This window comes from Pseudomonas sp. Root401, from assembly GCF_001425105.1.
GTDB classification, from domain to species: Bacteria; Pseudomonadota; Gammaproteobacteria; order Pseudomonadales; family Pseudomonadaceae; genus Aquipseudomonas; species Aquipseudomonas brassicacearum.
In genome coordinates, this window is the sequence record NZ_LMDO01000034.1 from 116,020 (window position 1) to 132,763 (window position 16,744).

Below are 16,744 nucleotides of genomic sequence, written 5' to 3' on the forward strand. Positions count from 1 at the left end.
CCTGAATTCCTCACAGCAGTACGTCGCCTTTACCGGCATCTAGGTCGAACGCTTCGGCAGGCTTAAAAACATGAATGGGTTGGTCAGTCACAAACCGCAACCGGATGCCCGGCTCGACCACCACGGTGTCAATAGCAGCGTTGGCCTCTTGCTCAAATCGGCCAGCGATTTTGTTAAAAATTGCAGCGATGCCCTGGGTGGTGGCGGACTTTGTTGCACTGCCAGTCAGTTGTTGCACAGAAGAAGCGCCATTGGAGTCCAAGCTGTTTTGTGTTGTGTATTCAGCCTGGGAGAGAGCGGCTGCGAATGCCGCGCCCGCAGCTGCCATGGACTCAAGCGCCAGGGTTCTACCTGATGCCTTATCAAGGCGACCGTACACATCTTGCTCGTTGTCTCGCGTGTCTACGATGTAACCAGTGCTCGCTGCCATTTGTGAGTCGCCGGCTTCGTCCCAGTAGCTCATTTGCTCAACGCGAATATTCGCCCTGCCTGCGCTACTGCTTGAAGTTCGGCGCCCTGAACACAGGGCCATGAGGTGAATTGAGCCTACGTCCACTGATGACCCGTTTGGGCCACGGAAAATGCCTCGAACAGGCAACACAACTGGCCGTGCTGGGATCTCAGTTTGCTTAGCCCCAGGGGAGTTAGCGCCAATTGGGCAGGCCACACCATGGAGGGTCGTGACCTCAACAAAGGAAAATGCCGGAATGGTGATCCGCTCCATTTTCGTGCCGTTGTAGGTCTGCCCGGTCGGGTTCTTATTGCTCTCAGCTTGGGCAGCGTATGCCTCTGCTGCGTTGTCGTACTGCTGAGGTCGAGGTGGAGCGGCGGCTGTCGTGGACGCCTGTCCCCGATCAGCATTTGGGTTGTTGTAGTTGCCATTTTGCGGGGCAGGGGTGCTCATTGAATTGAACAAGTCCTGCTCGCTTGCATTGAGCGAGTCTCCACCGCTTTTCTTCGAGACAGTGGTTCCGATGTTCGTAGGTTTTAGAATGAAATAGTTCGGCCCGTATGGGTTACCTACTGGTGCCTGACTGCTGCCTATGTCTTGTTGTGGCTTAGGCGCGCTCATGTTGAAATTCAACTTATCGAAGTTCAACCCTCCGTCCATGCTCAAGTCAGGCATGTTGTCAGGCAGGCTTGGTGGTGACTGCAACACCTTCTTATCGTTTTTATTAGCGTTCTGGTATGTTGCTTCAATACCGTTAGAGCGAAGATTTACGATTTCGTCGGAAAGAGTTGCGACCTGCGCCTTGAGGGTGTTGTTGCTGTCCTTCCACTCTTTCCTGAGTGTTTCGTCTCGTTGATTAAAATCTCGTTCTTGCAGAGCCAGTTTCTGTTCAAAAGATTCCATGCTTTTCGCAAAAACGGTCAAGGCAGCGTCACGGTCTTTGACGCTGATATCGTTGATCTGATCTGTGCCAACTTCGATTGGTTTAGCACCCACATCAACTGGCTGCACTGTTGTCGGCTTTCCACCGAAAATAGTTGCGCCGAGACCTAATGCCAATACACCCCCGGCGATTAGCAAGTTCTTTTTGTTGAGTGCTTGTTCTTTCTTGTCATCGCTCATTTCTGTTTCTCCGAGACGATAAACAGAAGCCCGCGATGACTATCGGCGTACACCTCAGTCAGGAATTCGGGAGCAGGCCCCAAAATGCGCGATGTTGGGATCATAGAAACTTGTCTAGCGAGGCCAAGTGTCTCTCGGACTGCTGGATTGCTGTAGTCCATTTGGTCAATTGCCACTTTGGTGGCAGTTCGGCCTTTGTTTATTACTTCATAAGTTGTCCCGATATATTTAGGCCCGATGTATTGGCTCTGCAATACGAACTCGACTGAGCCTTGACGGAATACGACGCGCTCTGCTTTGGACATGGCTGAAAAATCGGCCTGCCGATATCCGCTTGGAAGTTTGCCGTCGAACAAGTAGTTCATCAGCCCCTTCTTTTTCCCATTCACAGTGGCCGCGAGGCTTCGATCCGCAAGTGGCTCGCTCTGAATGGTCACCTCGCTGTCAGCGCAGCCGGGGCGAGTAATCAGTCGCAGCTGATAAGACTTTTTGGTGCCGCCGTCAACGGTCACCATCCCTGTGTAAATAGGGTCATCTGCGAGAAATGAGATTCGGTTGTTGATCGGGGTTCTGTAAAAATTCATACCCTCTGGAACCTCTACCAAAATCCCTTCGAGATAGGGTTCGGGAAAGGTCACAAAGGCCCGTTGAGTGTCGTTGCTGATGAACACGTCTACTGGTTTACCATCATAAACAACAGTACGCGCCGAGCGGTTGCACTCGTCCTTCGCCATCGCTGGCATGCTGATAGCTGCTGCAACCAGGGCAGCTAGAAATGTCTTTTTCAAACTCAAATCTCCTGCACGATGAAGTCATCAACTACCAGCGCCCAGTCATAGTGAGCGGACGGTTTTACTGGTTTGATAAGGATCTTCACGTCATATTTGCGAGTGCTAAAAACCTTGTTGATCGTCGCTCGAACTCGCTGGCCTTTGAACGACACGATGTAGCCCATGCCGGGTTTGTATTCGATTCGATACTTCGAATCCGGCGCGAATACTTGCGTGATTTCCTGCTCGATAGATTGGCGCGCCAATGTCTTTAACGGCTGCTCTTGCTTAATACGCAAAGAGGGGGTCATGAGCCGCAGAGCTTCGGAAGCGTTTTCCTCGGCTGAGTCAGGTGTAAAGTTGTAGTAGTTCTGGATAAACCATGTAACGAATCCTTCGATGTGTCGTCGCGGTATGGCTTTTTCACTCACAAATACGCCTTCCGCATTTGGATAGCCATACATCACACGGTCTTCACTCAAACGAGTGTTGGCGCGGTTCAACTCTACAATTTGAAAGACAAGAAACGAGATAATAAGGGCGGCTGCTGCGATAACGAACAGCAGAACTACCATGATTCGACTCTGACGCAATTCTGATGCGCCGAGGATGTTGAACATTTTGAGCGGTGGGCCGTATCTGGTTGGTTTCTGCATTGTTAGCGCTCGTATTTATGGCAGTAACTTGGGAGTGGCAGAAGCCCACTGGTAACCCAAATATTGTTAATCTTCTTCACTGCCCAATGTAGTAACCGATACAGTGGCTGGATTCGTTTAATCGCAGGGTTTTTAATGGCATTCCCTAAGCCAGTAGCGACAGCCACCGAGAGAAAACCCGGTGGCTTTCCTGCTGTCATCTTTTTGTAGAGCCACAACAAGAAGCCGGCACAGACCAAACTGAGGATTGGGTTTAGCCCCATCGTTTTCATCACTGCAATTGGAAAACCTGCAATGAGGTAGTCCTCGGGTTCGAGACCCGCAAGTCGCAGTGGCGAAGTCGCATATACGAAGGTGTCGCTCTCTTGTGTGACTCTTAGTTCCATATCAGGTAAACATCCCTGCTACGCCGCTAGTAAGCATGGCGGTAGTGGTTCCCGAGCTGCTGCCGCCCATCCAGGACTTAAAGCCGTCAACAACCAACTCACCGAACAAGAAGATGCAAGCGAGGATCAATGGAACCTGCCATCCGCGTCCGCTGAAAGCCAAGACGCACACGGCCAACCAAATCATCGAAACCCAGAACAAAGGTGTTGATAGGAACTTCCACCACGCTCGGGCCGAGCTATCCAAGTTGGTGCCAACTTGTGAACTTGGTTTGGCTGTGCCGTCGAATGCTGCAAAAGCCATATCGGGCATCAGCATCAAGAGCGATAGTGCGAACAATGCAATCAGCATCATGCCGAGGCGTTGATGCTGAAGCGTTCCGTAACGAGGCAAAACGTTGGCGATGACCAAGGTTATTCTCCAGATTGGATAGGGGTGAAAAAGAGGCCATCAGGCACCAAGGTCTGGTGAGCCATACGCTTCTTTTCTGGGGTGAGTAACACCGTCATGGTGTCTTCCATCGGCCTTAACTGTTCCAACATCTGGCGCAGGTTCAGTCCGGGAAGCTGGTAAGCCGCCTGGGCTTGTTCGAGTTCCTTTCTTGCAGCTGAAAGCGCCTGAGAGGCCCGAGCTAGGTGCTCAAATGACTTCTGATACTCAGGGTCGCGCTGATCGATAAGGTACGGATCAGCAGCCAGTGCTGATCCGGTGAATAGGGCTGCAACGATTGCAGCAATACAGAGAGGGAGGGCGCGCATAAAATATCTCCTTTGCATATTCACAGTGCAAAGGCGATGGCCCCTTTTTGAGGGCTAAATACGCGTACTGCTAAAAATAATTTTCTCGTGCTTACTCACGGGCTCTACGGTAAGTCTCGATCACCCAGATGCGAGCCTTGTGAAACAGAGTGAGGGACATTTTCGCCAAGAAACCGAGTAGGTGAACAGTAACGAGCGATGCCACCAGTTGGATGTAGGTCATGACGTTTTTGAAGACAGATGAGCACACTGCCTTGGTCATGCCTCTTGTAGGAGGGAAGGCCAAAAAAATCAGGATAACCACCAAGATTGCTACCCCATAGGCAATGGGGCCATGCCTCGCGGCTTGGTAATCGATGGTATCCATCAGCCAGTTAAAGACTGGGCCTAAGTCGTAGTTCCACTCGCGATAGTTGTCGATCCAGCTTGCCATGCACACCTCATTACCCGCGCATGCGCGGATATTTGTCCGTCGTTAATGCTTGCCACACCAGAAGACCGTGTTTCCCGCGCATGCGCGGGAAATGGGTCACCTTTAGGTTCTTTCGAACAGTTGTTTGTTTTTCTTCGTGAACTCATCCCAGGCATAGATCCCCGAGCGACCTTTGGGCCGACGGCGCACCAGCTGCATATCGCCGAACTGAACGTTTGGGAATTTATTGCGTACCAGTGGCATGCGAATTCGATAGGTTCCTGACTTGCCAACCAGGATTCCGTCGCCTTGGTCAAGGGTCGAGAAGTCTTCCGGTTGGATCATTTCCTCTCGCTGAGATTTAGTGGAGACCGTCGCGCTTTCGCCGTCGTTCTGGTTTGCGACTAGCCCGGCCTCGTCTGACGCGTGACTGTTGCCGGTCGATGATCCCTCTGCTGTTGACTCCATTTTCGTGATTACAGAACCGGCGAGCTTTACAGCGAACTCCCGAGTCTTGCTGTCCCGAACGTCGCAGTACAGGTGGTGCCAACAGTTGCCCAGTACCATCTCGACGAAGGCTGGAGAAATGTTCTCCAGGAAGCCGACGCCCTGGAACGCAATGATGATTGGCACGTTCGCCGAGCGGGCCAGCTGGAATAACTGCACCTGCGATTCATCCATGAATGATGGGTATTCATCGAAGATGGCCGGGTTCATCGCCAGAGGCTTGGATTTCTCCAGCTGAATCTCACCGACTGCTCGGGCAAGGTCGGAAATGAACAGCTTGCCGAACAACTCCACACCATCCTTGTCAGCAAGGCTGGACATAGAGAGCACGACAACCTCGTTGTTGAGGATCGATTCTTTCAGGTCTACATCAGGTGCATAGGTGTTTACGATGCTGGAATATTCGGAGTGCGCGAAGGAAGACAGCTTCGAAATCAGACCTTGCGTAAGAGTCTTGTACTGGTTGTAGTTCCATCCTTCTTCATCATTTTTCCACCAGTTTCGTAGGTAGCTGTACAGCCAATCCATACCCTCGCGGTGATACTTACTCTCTTCTGGCCGAATGCGCTTCGTGTAGGCCCGCAGTAGGTCAAAATCGGAAAGCAGCGCGATCATGTCCTTGATGTTGAAAGCTGGAGAACCTGGCTGGAGCTTCAATACCAGTGTCGCGGCGGTAAGCGTATAGCGGGCAATGTCCGTCCAGAATTCCTCGCTGGAGTTCGCCTGGATTTTCATTAGCGTGGATAGGGTGGCACGCACACCACCGGAGTACACAGGATTGTAGGTGTGGCTCTGCTCGGGATATTCGAAGTTGATCAGCTTGAACTGATCTAGGCGGTTGGCCTCTTTCATCATTGCGTAGATCGAGCCGGCGAAGTCAGAGTCGCTTTTCGCCTCAACCAGGATCAGCCCAGCGCCTTTTCTAATCTGCTGTTGGATAATGCTGAGCAGAAGCTCCGTCTTACCTGTGCCGGTCGCGGCGAGCAGGGCGACGTGCCGAGTCATTTGGTCATCGGTGAGCATGAACGGCATCATCTGCGGATACACATCATTGAGCGTCTTGCGCACGTCGTCTGCCGTGACACGACCTTTTTGATTGCGTACTTCCTCGATGTTGTCTTTCCACTCCTGGTAGGGCATCACTTGCCCGAAGTAGGTGCTTCTACGGAGGTCGCAATCCGTCAGCTCAGCCTCTTCGAACTGTGAGTCCCACACTAGGGGCTTATCGATTTCCTTGGCTTGGGTGTTGATGCCAAGAGTGATGTACGCAGCTGCCAGCCCCATGGCGATCACCATAGGCGCCGGCATGAACGGAATCGCCGAACCCAGTAGAGCGCCGGATAACGTCATCTTGCGCTGCCGATCAAGCTTCTCGCGTTTTTGTTCCTGCAAGTCTTTACGTGCGGAGCGGATGGTCATTTATCAGATACCCAGTCTAAGAGCTTGGAGCGAGTTCTGTTGGAAGGGCGATCTGCGATTCCATCAGCCAATTGCGCGATTTCGCCAACCACGATGAGCGAGCGAATAGATGTGTTGATCAGGCTGCTCAATAGCTCTTGATTGATAGCATCACGTTGATCACCGATTGCTAAAAGCACGACAAGCTCATACCGACGGCCCCGTATGAATTTTGGAGTCATGACCAGACCATCGAACACATCTATCCGGTCGTCAGCTTCAACCGAGACCTCGCTGCCACTTGCGGTAAGCAGTGTCAGCTGCTTCGGCGTGATGGCGCTTGGCCAATAGACTGAGAACGCTGGGCATGCAGAAGACTGCAACGGCTGGCGCACTACAACCGGCAAGCCTGCATGATATTGGCGTCCCTGGAAGGTCGCCGGGAGCGAGTCTTGACCGTACTCATCCACTATTGCTGCCTGAACTTTCTTCACCACATCGTGAGCCGTGTTAGGAGCCACGACGCGTATGTCCGAGAGCGGGTCAAGGTTCAAAGCACCCGCTGTCTCTTTCAAAAGCTCGGGGAGAAAAGTGGGTAGGTCATCAACTGAGCACTCCAGCCAGGAGAGAGGCTGCGTGGGGTCAAACGCCTCAAAGTCAGGAGTTACCTCGCCAGCCCATACCTTCTCCTGAGCATCGTGCTTGTTAGATTCGGGCACCCCCCAGAAGCGTGAGTGGAAGGCTTTGAACTGCTGGCTATCAAGCAGGTCAGCGAAAGGTTGCCCAATCGAAAGACTTGGGAGGTCTCTTGGACATCCCAGTAGGTAGAGACGGCCATTCTGAGGGGCAGCCTCGATCAGGTAGTTCATTTCCTCTATACCCAACGCGTCGGCGCCGAGCACGATAATCACGTCGGCCTCGACTGGGTTGGTGCCACGCTGGAGAGGGATGCCAGTCTCGTCATCCAAGCCAATTAATTCAGCGTAGGTCATGATCAACGAACCGCATCCAATGCTCTTGCGTGCCTCGGCGATCATTTCCAGGGTGTACGTGGTGAAGACGGCATCAGCTCCGTATGCCTGGAACATCAACGAGAGAGCTTTTGCAACGAACAGCTGATCTTCGTATGTCTGGCACTGGACGATGGCAAAGCACTCGGCCAAAAGCGAGCTGAGCCCCGTCAATAGCTGCTTACTCGCAGCTAGCTTGAGCTTCATCGGCTTGAGCATTTTCAGCCCCATCTGCTCTGACGGCACAAGGTCAAGCTCCAACTCTTGCTCGTCGAGTTGCGACCACTGCCGGATCAACTCGAAAAGCTGCTGCTCTGCATCGTGCAGGTGCTTGAGCTGTACGCGCCGGTCTTCAACATGGATTAGACCCAGCCGGCGCAACTCGGCTACAGCAGGAGGCAGAAGTGGGCGCACGGTATCGGGATGAACGCGTAGCAGCTTCACCACAAGTTGCCCCAGCTGAGGCCCCTCAATAACAGAGTGACCGAGCCAAGCCTCTCTGCGCAAAGCTGCAATTACAGCCCCCCTGATGGCTGACTCAGACTGGTTGGTGACCCCCAACTGATTGGCAAGCGCCATAGCCTTCGGGAAAGGTAAATCATCGAAGTGGACGTACAGGGCGTAGGTGTCCGTTTTAATGATTTGGTTGAGGTCTGCATCGTTGCCGTAGTAGCGGGCGAGCTTCGAAAGCTTGTAAAGGGGAATGCCCTTCACCTCGATTTTGGAGAGCGCCAGCCGATCAGACCGTTTGGTCTTCCAGCCTTCGATAAGCCGCTCAATGTCTCGCTCAGGTATCCCTGCATCCCCGATGAGGTCTGGAGAGCGTTCAAGAACCTCAATGGTGTTCTCCCCGTAATGCTCAACCAGTTTTACTGTTGATGAGCGCGCCGCCCCGGTCAGGGCGGTGAGGTAACCAGAGATTGCTTTTAGTGAACGCGGCGGGCGGGAAGTGAATTTGCTGACCTCGAAATCACCACCCTCGATATCAGGTACTCGTTGCCCGTAAAGAATGAATTCCTCATACAGAACTGTTTGGCCAAAATCACCAGACGCGGCAAACAGTGATCCGTCTTCTCGACGAAAGCTTCCAATGCCCCATGGGCCTGTAGCGGATCGAAAGACCACATCAACGAGAGTCCCTTCCTCTCGATTCCCAGCCTTGGTTTCGGGGTTCGCTGTTGCAGTCATGTGCCTCCTTTAAGCCCTTTCCCAGACTCGACTCGGCGAACAATGCCGTCTACCCGACCCGTTGCTCTGTAAAGGCCGCTCCAACAGGAGAAGATGGTGTCTGCTGCATCCACAGCATTTGGATCGGACTGGAGCAGGATGGTCAGACGGTCGAGGTCAACGACCACTTCGAGGCAGTAATGCATCGCCATGTGGATGTTGGGCTTTTCACTCAAGTCTGGAAGCTCGACAGGTGTGCCCGCATATTCAGCCAATACCGCCTCGAAGTCCGTGAAGAAGTATGGGCGCATGGCGCGATGGATCTGAGCCCAGGCCGCATCCATATTGATCTGCACCTGTTTGATCGCGCCTGCACGGTGTTGCATTGGGGTGCTGCGAATCGCGCCGCTCATTTTGACCATGAACGGGATCAGCTGGTGGGGTGGCGGGCGCTTGTACAGGCCTTCGTCAGGAATCAGAAAGGACTGCGCTTGCCGGGTATAAATTAGTGTCATGCAGAACTCCGGTTGCTCTAGTAGTTAGTGGGTGGCGAAAGTCCCCAATTTTGAGGGTGCCTAGCAAAAGGAGCCAAGTTTTGATTTTCGATTGTCTAGATCGCACCTCGAAATACACTTGCTAGCGTGCGAAAACGACAGAGCCCCGCATTTGGCGGGGCTCTGGTGGGGTGGGGGTGTTACGCGCCCAAGGCTGCTGTCGCTTAGTTCACGGCAGCTTTCAGCGCTTTACCGGCTTTGAAGGTCGGGTTCTTCGCGGCTGCAATTTCAATGCTCGCCCCGGTCTGAGGATTACGTCCGGTGCGTGCAGCGCGTTCGCGAACCTCGAAGGAACCAAAGCCTACCAGAGTGACTGCATCGCCAGCCTTCAAGGCCGTAGTAATAGCTTCGATAGTGGCGTCCAAGGCGCGGCCAGCCGCAGCTTTTGGCAGGTCAGCGTTGGCGGCGATTTGATCGATCAATTCAGTTTTGTTCATACAGATTACCCTTTGTGGTTTTCAGTTATGGCCACGGTTTTGTGGCCCTTGGTTGTTGAAGTCATCTTCGAGTCAGAAGAAGTCAGCACGAATCGTGGTTACGATCATCCCAAGGTAGAAAGTGGTGCTTGCTGCCATGATGATGGGGAGGGAGGTGGGCCAGCGGTATCGGGCACCGCAGATGAGGAATGCTTGGGCACATGGGATCAGCGCCAGCTTTATGTAAGGGGCGCTGGGGAAAATAGGGCTCGACACTGGCACCCAACCGCTTGCGGTTACGGCCAAGATGTACAGGAGCGCGGTGTAAGCGAGAAAACGCTTGTTGCTGATTTCTTTGGTCAGTTTGTTGAGCATTGGAGTTCTCCTATGCGAAGCCAATCGAGTTCAGTTCTTTCAACTGGGCTATGGCCGTAGTGATCATGAATCTATCAGCCTCACTCCAGGACTGCATTTCAACCTGTGACACTTTCTCCAAGGTTTGCTTGAGCAAATGCGCTGCTCGAACGGGCGGCAATACCGATGCGTTGATCTGGGTCGGCACGGGGACGGATGAGCCATTACTGAGCACCCAGAATGCCCAATGTTTGACAGCTATACCGGTTTCTTCTGCATACCGTTTAGCCAAGTCATTGAGAATGGCCGGCGCCAGCTGGCCAAACACGAACTCAGCTGAGACAGGCGCTATTTCGAATTCCGCTTCCATAAAGATTCCCTTTGGTACATGCCTACACCATAACGGCTCGATTCCCAGAATCCGCCCTGACGACCAAATTTTTCACATTGCATAAGACCGTTCCTCATCCGGGTTGTAAGATCAAACGGTGCCGAGGATTTTCGGCCCTAAACAGGAGCTGTGCATGAGTCGAATGAATGAAGTGTTGAGCATCGCCGAGGATATTGCCCGCCTGCGGCAGTCCGACAAAATCCCTGCAACAAACCTGCTCGCCCGCTGTAGGGAAACATTGATCTATGGCGATGAGTTCAAGGCTGCATTGGCGGAAGCGATTGAGGCAGGCCGGTTGCAGGAAACCGAGGATGGGCAACTTCTACTGCTCAACCATGGATGATAAATAGGCTTGTGGCTGCTTCGGCATGACAGGATTGACTGTCATGCATCCAAAAAACGCTCTGCGCAGTGCGGGAGGTGGAGAGGGTGCTACAGGGGGTGTTTCACCCCCCCCCCATCACACGCACAAGGCTATCCAGCGACATGGACACGATTTCAGCGCACCACTTCTAGCACAGTCATGGCACCTTCCAGCAGTGTCTCGCTCCGCGATCCATTGACCATTTCACCGCGCCAGTAGCGGTGCGCGCTCTCGATCAGTTGAGGCATGGATTGCGAGTCCTGCTGTAAGTGACCTTCTGAGGTTGTGTGCAACCGACCCTCCACAGAAACACGAAGTATCTGTGCTTTGCCTCTGCCATCCAAACGCTTCACCCAGCTACGCGCCTCATCAAGAGACTCGCTAACCCAAATACAGCGGGATCGGGATGGGAGGGCATTAAAATGCGCTGTCCTCACAGACTCGAACACCAGCTCGCGTATGATTTTGATGTGGCTTTCCATGATGTGGTGGACGTGAGGCATCACCTTGGCAGCGTGGGTGTTTGCAGTGTCAGACCGAAAGAACTCAAGCAATGGGTACGCTTTGCTACCGACGGGATAGACGGAGTGAAAGTCCATTGCCACCTCGTAGAAAGGGTTGTGTTCCCGTTTTGCGGTATCGATGACCTGCCCCACAGCATGCAAACCTTTCTTCGTGTAGCCGGTGTCGTGATCAACATGGAAGTAGATATTGTTCATGCCAGTAGAGCCCATTCACAAGGGGTCGATATTTTCCCACATCTGTCGATAACTGAGTGGCTGTGATGCATGAGCAACTGCGCTCGGTTGAGTGGATTAAAAGATCATGCTCGTTATCCTGAGTCGTCGATGACCCTTCGCCGAAGGGTTTCCAGCTTGAGAGGTGGCACGATGACCGAAGAACAACTGCTGGCGCAGAGCGCCGACGACTACATGAACGCCGAGCAGTTGGCGTTCTTCAAACAGCTACTAGGGACGAAAGCAGACTCGATTCGGGAACGCATCCGTGCCAATCAATTGCTTTGCCAGATCGAACGCCAAGCTGATGCCTCGGACGCAGCCAGCATTGAAGAAGATCGCACAAAGGCGCTGCGGCTGATCGACATGGACAATGGCATCTTGGCCAACATCAAAGCAGCGCTCGATGCCATGTCCGATGGGCAATACGGCTACTGCCAGGACACAGGTGAACCCATCACACTCAAGCGTCTGTTACTGATTCCTGAATCGCTGCTGTGTGTTGATGCAATGGAAGCTCGTGAGTCGCGCAGCCGGCATCAACGAGCAGCTTGACACCTCTCTCAATCACATACGGGCGCTCTATGCGCCCGTTGTACTTTGTGGGGACATTGTTGGTTAATGAAAATACAGCCAGGGCAATAATGCGATTGCGCTAAATTTTGCTGGTGTTGTGGCTGTTGGCTCGTGATCTTGTGCCGGCTGCGTTGGTAGTTATGCTCCACTGTCGCTGGCAGATTCAAAAAAGATAGGAGATTCAGATGCTCACATTATCTGCACATTTGGTGCTGTTCTTGACTGCTGTAACGGCGGGAAGGGTATGTGCAGCGAAGGGCTATCGCAATCTTGGCATAGCCGCATTCTTGCTACTTGAGTTGGGCTACCTGTCGATGTGGTTCGGCAGCTTCTGGGTAGCTGGAGTCTTGATGGTTATGGGTGCCGGGATTGTGCTCAAGTGTCAGCGTGAAGTTGTAGACATGCCGGTCGATCACCTGGCTGCAAAAGTGTAGGAAATGTCGCCTCGCCACCCATTCCCGGCCATCCGGGGCTGACTCAGTAGGAAAGGTCGCTTTGGCCTACTGGATCGAGCAGGAGTCCCACCATGAACCAACACAAGAACGACCCGATCACCCTGGAGCTACCTGCTTATGTGGTGGACATGCTCGCCGAATGGGCGCGCTTGGATGGCAAGATTATTGGCCCTAGTGAGGTGCATGGGGAGAAGGTTAAACAGAGCGCGCAAAGTGCTGACTTGGCGCATGGGATTGTGTTGGGCGTGTTGAACGCGCTGCCAGCGTTTTCCGTTGACGGTGATTTTGCCGACGCCCTCAACGAGCGCGATGAAGCCTATGCCGACTACCAAGCCGCCCAGGCGGCGAAACGGCCTGCCCACTTAGAAGGCGCCGCTTCGGCGTACACTGCCGGCAAGATCACCGGGTAGTTGGAAAAACCCAAGGTTTACCATATGCCCCGCCGACAACGTGAGGAAAACCCAGCAAAGGCGCCGGATTTACCGGGCGCAAATGAGGAACGACGATGACTATTACACCGTTAGAACAAACTCTGATCGACAACGCCCGCTCTCATCAGGAGTCGCTTGCCGCCTACTATCCCAAGCATCAGGCTGGCCCTTTCAACGAGGACGATCATGCAGCTTATCTCAAGCACTCGGGCGCCCTCACGGACTTGGTGTCTCTTACCCACTTCAACAGCGGCTTGAGCTACGAAGCTGCCGAGCAGTTGCGTCAAGTGGAAGCCGAAGACGTTGCGACGTTCAGACAGCATTTTCCTGTTGAAACACCGACTGCCGACAGCATGGTTAACGAGACCAGTGCTGCCACTAAGCTGGTGTCCGCAGATGGTAAAGTTTTGCCCGTGATTATGTGTGATATGGGCCTCTACGGGGCCGGGCTCAAGCAAGATCCGAATGCATAGGAAACCGTTTTGGAAGCCATCAAATTCAACCGACAGAAAGCCCGCGAAACGCCGGGCGTGGGCGTGGTGCAGGCTGTAGACGATCACCGCGTGGAAGCGGCTCGCATCGGCTTGAGCCAACCTGAAACCATCTTCGGGCTGTCGCTACAGGCCAAACGGCATGGTAGCCGAGTTGATTACTACCTGGATGGCGTGCGCCTCGCTCGCGAAAGGGTGCTGTTCATCTTCACCACCCGCGTTGTTCGCGACAACATCGCTAAACCAGCATAGTGACCCAGGAAAAACGCTGCACCCATAAACCTGCCCAGTTGCGGGCTTCGCCAGTAGTGACAGGGCGCTTTCGCCCCCTATGATCGAGCACGAATCAATATGCAACGCACTTATCCCACAGGGTACTGCCCTGACAAATGCTCTGGCGGTCAGTCAGATCGACAAATGACCGTACAGGAAGCATTGCTAAACCAGCTGCCGAATGCTGTACGTGATGTTATCGCGGCTCACGGCGCTGCCAAGCGTTGCACATACTGTGGACTGGTTTATTTGACGCCAGCCCTCCAAACCGGCGGTCGCCTTGGATTCTGGGATTCCGGGGTTCGAGGTCAAGGCTGGACAAAGTAGGAAAAGTCGTTCAGCTGCACCCCAAACCTCGGCTAAAAGCTGGGGTCGGTAGGAGAGAGGCTTCTACCTACAAATCAAGCACATCGAGGATTAACCATGGGATTCTGGGACGTAGTAAAGAAAGGCATAGACGTTGTAGACGTACTATCAGGCGGGCCAGCAAAACGGGCGCAAGCGCAGAAAAGTTTTCTGAACCACTCTGTATCTTGCCGTAAGTGTGGTGGCTTGGCCGGGCCAATTGCTGGCACAAAGCGCAATTACCGTTGCGACTGCGGTCACCAGTTCTCTGGGGCAAATCACCCCTACTAGTCGAGGGCTTCGCGAAGGTAGCTGCTAGCCTGTTCATAATGTCCAGTCGTTAAGTAGTCGCTTGGCACTTTCATAGGCTTGCTAGCCGGTTGCCGCAGGGCCGCAAGGCGCACCGTCCAGCTAGACAATCGTCTTGGGAGCGTCTTTCCCACGAGCTACGGCTGCGAGCGCGGCATCCAACTCCGCAGCTGCACGATGGTCTAGAACGCTGAGTAACTTCTCGGCGTCATTGGCCGCATCTACAGGGTCTCGGGACAGAGCGGACGTAAGAGCATTCTTGAGCCATTCGCTTGTGTCGGGCGACTCAAGCAATGCCTTGATTTCAGTATTGAAGTTCATTTTGTCCTCTTGAGGCATTACCGACGTGCTGCTTACGTGGAAGGGATAATCATCCAGTTGTCAGGCATAGATTTGAACCGGGGACGGTCGGGGAGAGGCATCTGCGCCGTTTCTCGTAGCAGGCTCCAGAACACTCCAAGCGCGACGTTCTCTACGTCGGCCAAGTTGGTGCTGCTCACTGAGTCGAAAGTCATCAGATCGACGAGAGCATCTGCCAGCCGCGCTCGTTTATGGGTGACGAACCACGGCACGATCTTAGCTTCCATGACAATCCAGCCAACAGAGGTATAGGTTGAGTCGCCTGTCACCAGCTGTTGTGGAAGGTTGTTCAGGATCAGGACAGGACTGCTGTCCAGATTTCGGGTTCGTTTTAACTCGGCGAGCACGTTCCAAAACACTTCGTCTCGTCCCCAAGCCGGATGTGCTGTAAACCGAAGTGCAAAGCACTCGACGCTTCCCAAGTCTGCATCTGCTATCCAACCTACCCTGGCCATGGAAGCATGTGGGTCGATCTTTGGGCAACCAGACAGATCAGGGCGATAGTTCCAGCCAAGGAAATGGAACAGGTTGAAGATGACCGCTGGATGTGGGTAGTGCCCAAGGCGTTTTGTTGAGTCTACAGTTTCGAGCCTTTGGCCAAGTGCATGCCGGCGCTGTTCCTCCAGCACGGCCTCTATCTGCGAGGACGGCTCCTGATCGTCCAGGTAGTAGCAAAGCGTGGGGTCGAAGTAAGCCTTCTTCTCGCCGTCGAACATGCATTCTCGACTACCAACTGGGCAGAGCGAGAGAAACAAATCGGCAGCATCTGGAAGAATTCGGTACTCCAAAATCAGGGTCAATCGATCTTCTCGGAACCGCACCATTCGCCGTCGTGCGTACACGGCGTCTTCCATTTCTACGCGTAAATCAGGCAACGCGCTGTGGGGGAGGGAGAGCCAGAGGGCTTCGTAGGTGCTGGAGCCGGACAAGCTCGCGGCCACACGTTCAGCAAAATGTGCCTTCTTGGGGAAGTACGTGCTGAATGCCTGAACCCACTGTGATAGGTCACGCCTGCTTCTCCAGCGCTCATCATGGGCCATGGTGGGTGTCGCTGTGCTGTGTTCCTGCATTTCGTTTCCTTAGCTTGGCATTGAGCCGCAACGATAACGACCCACCCTTGTCTTCTCGCATAGCGAGCTATGATCTTTGGGCAAAAAAAAGCCCTCCATGAGAGGGCCACACCTTGGGGGTTCACGTCCTTGAATTGAACGCTTACCACTTTAGGAGTAAGCGGGCAGCGGCGCTACTCAACACGATGTAGTTACTCCACCCACAATTTGAGGTTACTGCTGGGTAGGCGCCGAACGCTGGCCAAGTGGCGCCACTTTCACGTCGCAGGTGTAGCTAAGAGGGTTTGTCTGTGACTGCGGTGTGCATGGTTGGTTAGAGACGGGCTGCACGTCGAAGCCAGCGGCCCTGAATTCGAAAGTCAGGCTGTTTACTCGCGGGCCACCCAGTGCCTCCTGCTCGATGCCTTTCCAGAATGTGAACGCCCCGGCTGCCGCAACAACAAGACTAATAATTATGACAGTCTTTTGGGTCTTGTCCGAAAGGTGCAGGGCACCCAGGCTTGTGAGCAAAAGGCTAGCTGCGCAGAGCGCGAACCCAAAGGCCATTGTGGCTTCGTGCTTCGACCAGACCTGGAAGGCCAGACCGAGTACAACCGCTGCCACCAAAAAGTGAGTGTTGCGCAGAGCCTTGTTCAGCTTACCGCCTGTGCCAATGTCAGATGCTGTCGTGGCAATGCCACCAGCGGTAGAGCGTTTGTTATCGGTTGTCATGACCTTCCTCGTTGGACATGGGCCAGCCATTCTGGCCCGCGACAACCTATGGTAACGGCACCAGCTTCAAAATCGCATGATTAGACGTCGATGAGTAAATGCTCTTGTAGCAGCAGACCCCAACCCTGTGCAGATACTCATCACATTCGTGCGGGATCGGACACCTAGCGCTGATCCGATCCAAGCAGCATCAGCAGGCGCATAGAGGTTGCCGCGTTTCGCCGGCAGCGCCAGATGGCCTGCTTGGAAGGCCTCATTTAGTGCCAGCA

Annotated in this window: 23 protein-coding genes; 6 read left to right on the forward strand and 17 right to left on the reverse strand. The window is 53.7% G+C overall.

The window, feature by feature from the left end; all coding sequences use genetic code 11:
• Window positions 1-10: 10 nt before the first annotated feature.
• The 13 genes from ASC85_RS22195 to ASC85_RS22255 all read right to left on the reverse strand — a co-directional run bounded on the left by ASC85_RS22195 (window position 11) and on the right by ASC85_RS22255 (window position 10,332).
• Window positions 11-1,573 carry a hypothetical protein gene (locus tag ASC85_RS22195; RefSeq protein ID WP_057451353.1) on the reverse strand — a complete coding sequence of 521 codons (1,563 nt, stop codon included), beginning with the start codon at window positions 1,571-1,573 and terminating at the stop codon, window positions 11-13.
• Window positions 1,570-2,361, reverse strand: a complete 792-nt coding sequence (locus ASC85_RS22200; protein ID WP_057451354.1) for a hypothetical protein — start codon at window positions 2,359-2,361, stop codon at window positions 1,570-1,572. The genes ASC85_RS22195 and ASC85_RS22200 overlap by 4 nt, the downstream gene beginning before the upstream one ends.
• Window positions 2,362-2,363: 2 nt before the next feature.
• The gene (locus tag ASC85_RS22205; protein ID WP_057451355.1) at window positions 2,364-2,999 is read right to left on the reverse strand and encodes a hypothetical protein; all 636 of its coding nucleotides are present in this window, start codon (window positions 2,997-2,999) and stop codon (window positions 2,364-2,366) included.
• A 2-nt stretch (window positions 3,000-3,001) separates the two neighbouring features.
• On the reverse strand, window positions 3,002-3,385 hold the full coding sequence (locus ASC85_RS22210; protein WP_057451356.1) for a hypothetical protein: 384 nt from the start codon (window positions 3,383-3,385) through the stop codon (window positions 3,002-3,004).
• A 1-nt stretch (window position 3,386) separates the two neighbouring features.
• Window positions 3,387-3,797 (reverse strand): hypothetical protein, encoded by a 411-nt coding sequence (locus ASC85_RS22215; RefSeq protein ID WP_057451357.1) that lies wholly within the window; start codon window positions 3,795-3,797, stop codon window positions 3,387-3,389.
• A gap of 2 nt (window positions 3,798-3,799) precedes the next feature.
• On the reverse strand, window positions 3,800-4,144 hold the full coding sequence (locus ASC85_RS22220) for a hypothetical protein (protein WP_057451358.1): 345 nt from the start codon (window positions 4,142-4,144) through the stop codon (window positions 3,800-3,802).
• 91 nt (window positions 4,145-4,235) lie between these two features.
• The gene (locus ASC85_RS22225) at window positions 4,236-4,577 is read right to left on the reverse strand and encodes a hypothetical protein (protein WP_057451359.1); all 342 of its coding nucleotides are present in this window, start codon (window positions 4,575-4,577) and stop codon (window positions 4,236-4,238) included.
• 102 nt (window positions 4,578-4,679) lie between these two features.
• Window positions 4,680-6,482, reverse strand: a complete 1,803-nt coding sequence (locus ASC85_RS22230) for a type IV secretory system conjugative DNA transfer family protein (protein ID WP_057451360.1) — start codon at window positions 6,480-6,482, stop codon at window positions 4,680-4,682.
• The gene (locus ASC85_RS22235) at window positions 6,479-8,659 is read right to left on the reverse strand and encodes a helix-hairpin-helix domain-containing protein (RefSeq protein ID WP_057451361.1); all 2,181 of its coding nucleotides are present in this window, start codon (window positions 8,657-8,659) and stop codon (window positions 6,479-6,481) included. Before ASC85_RS22235 ends, ASC85_RS22230 begins: the two co-directional genes overlap by 4 nt.
• Window positions 8,656-9,153 carry a hypothetical protein gene (locus tag ASC85_RS22240; protein WP_057451362.1) on the reverse strand — a complete coding sequence of 166 codons (498 nt, stop codon included), beginning with the start codon at window positions 9,151-9,153 and terminating at the stop codon, window positions 8,656-8,658. The genes ASC85_RS22235 and ASC85_RS22240 overlap by 4 nt, the downstream gene beginning before the upstream one ends.
• 203 nt (window positions 9,154-9,356) lie before the next feature.
• Window positions 9,357-9,629 (reverse strand): HU family DNA-binding protein, encoded by a 273-nt coding sequence (locus ASC85_RS22245; RefSeq protein ID WP_057451363.1) that lies wholly within the window; start codon window positions 9,627-9,629, stop codon window positions 9,357-9,359.
• A gap of 72 nt (window positions 9,630-9,701) precedes the next feature.
• Window positions 9,702-9,983 (reverse strand): hypothetical protein, encoded by a 282-nt coding sequence (locus tag ASC85_RS22250; RefSeq protein ID WP_057451364.1) that lies wholly within the window; start codon window positions 9,981-9,983, stop codon window positions 9,702-9,704.
• Window positions 9,984-9,993: 10 nt separating this feature from the next.
• Window positions 9,994-10,332 (reverse strand): hypothetical protein, encoded by a 339-nt coding sequence (locus ASC85_RS22255; protein ID WP_057451365.1) that lies wholly within the window; start codon window positions 10,330-10,332, stop codon window positions 9,994-9,996.
• Between the two features lie 163 nt (window positions 10,333-10,495).
• Here ASC85_RS22255 and ASC85_RS22260 point away from each other — a divergent pair, with 163 nt between their 5' ends.
• Window positions 10,496-10,696 carry a hypothetical protein gene (locus ASC85_RS22260; RefSeq protein ID WP_101165734.1) on the forward strand — a complete coding sequence of 67 codons (201 nt, stop codon included), beginning with the start codon at window positions 10,496-10,498 and terminating at the stop codon, window positions 10,694-10,696.
• A 155-nt stretch (window positions 10,697-10,851) separates the two neighbouring features.
• Here ASC85_RS22260 and ASC85_RS32270 read toward each other — a convergent pair whose 3' ends face one another.
• On the reverse strand, window positions 10,852-11,436 hold the full coding sequence (locus ASC85_RS32270) for a DUF2441 domain-containing protein (RefSeq protein WP_162254883.1): 585 nt from the start codon (window positions 11,434-11,436) through the stop codon (window positions 10,852-10,854).
• Between the two features lie 171 nt (window positions 11,437-11,607).
• Between ASC85_RS32270 and ASC85_RS22270 the strand changes: the two genes are divergently transcribed.
• From ASC85_RS22270 to ASC85_RS22290, 5 genes are all read left to right on the forward strand, one after another.
• Window positions 11,608-12,009 (forward strand): TraR/DksA family transcriptional regulator, encoded by a 402-nt coding sequence (locus tag ASC85_RS22270; protein WP_057451368.1) that lies wholly within the window; start codon window positions 11,608-11,610, stop codon window positions 12,007-12,009.
• A gap of 206 nt (window positions 12,010-12,215) precedes the next feature.
• Window positions 12,216-12,464, forward strand: coding sequence for a hypothetical protein (locus tag ASC85_RS22275; protein WP_057451369.1), 249 nt, complete (start codon window positions 12,216-12,218; stop codon window positions 12,462-12,464).
• A 92-nt stretch (window positions 12,465-12,556) separates the two neighbouring features.
• Window positions 12,557-12,895: a hypothetical protein gene (locus ASC85_RS22280; RefSeq protein WP_057451370.1), complete on the forward strand. Its 339-nt coding sequence runs from the start codon at window positions 12,557-12,559 to the stop codon at window positions 12,893-12,895.
• Window positions 12,896-12,990: 95 nt separating this feature from the next.
• On the forward strand, window positions 12,991-13,389 hold the full coding sequence (locus ASC85_RS22285) for a hypothetical protein (RefSeq protein WP_057451371.1): 399 nt from the start codon (window positions 12,991-12,993) through the stop codon (window positions 13,387-13,389).
• Between the two features lie 9 nt (window positions 13,390-13,398).
• Entirely contained in the window at window positions 13,399-13,659 is a 261-nt protein-coding gene (locus ASC85_RS22290; RefSeq protein ID WP_057451372.1) for a hypothetical protein, read from the forward strand.
• Window positions 13,660-14,436: 777 nt separating this feature from the next.
• On the opposite strand, the gene ASC85_RS22295 is transcribed toward ASC85_RS22290, so the two are convergent.
• The 3 genes from ASC85_RS22295 to ASC85_RS22305 all read right to left on the reverse strand — a co-directional run bounded on the left by ASC85_RS22295 (window position 14,437) and on the right by ASC85_RS22305 (window position 16,475).
• Entirely contained in the window at window positions 14,437-14,655 is a 219-nt protein-coding gene (locus tag ASC85_RS22295) for a hypothetical protein (RefSeq protein WP_057451373.1), read from the reverse strand.
• A gap of 32 nt (window positions 14,656-14,687) precedes the next feature.
• Entirely contained in the window at window positions 14,688-15,764 is a 1,077-nt protein-coding gene (locus tag ASC85_RS22300; protein ID WP_057451374.1) for a hypothetical protein, read from the reverse strand.
• A 213-nt stretch (window positions 15,765-15,977) separates the two neighbouring features.
• Complete coding sequence (locus tag ASC85_RS22305; protein ID WP_057451375.1) at window positions 15,978-16,475, reverse strand: hypothetical protein; 498 nt, start codon at window positions 16,473-16,475, stop codon at window positions 15,978-15,980.
• Window positions 16,476-16,744 lie beyond the last annotated feature (269 nt).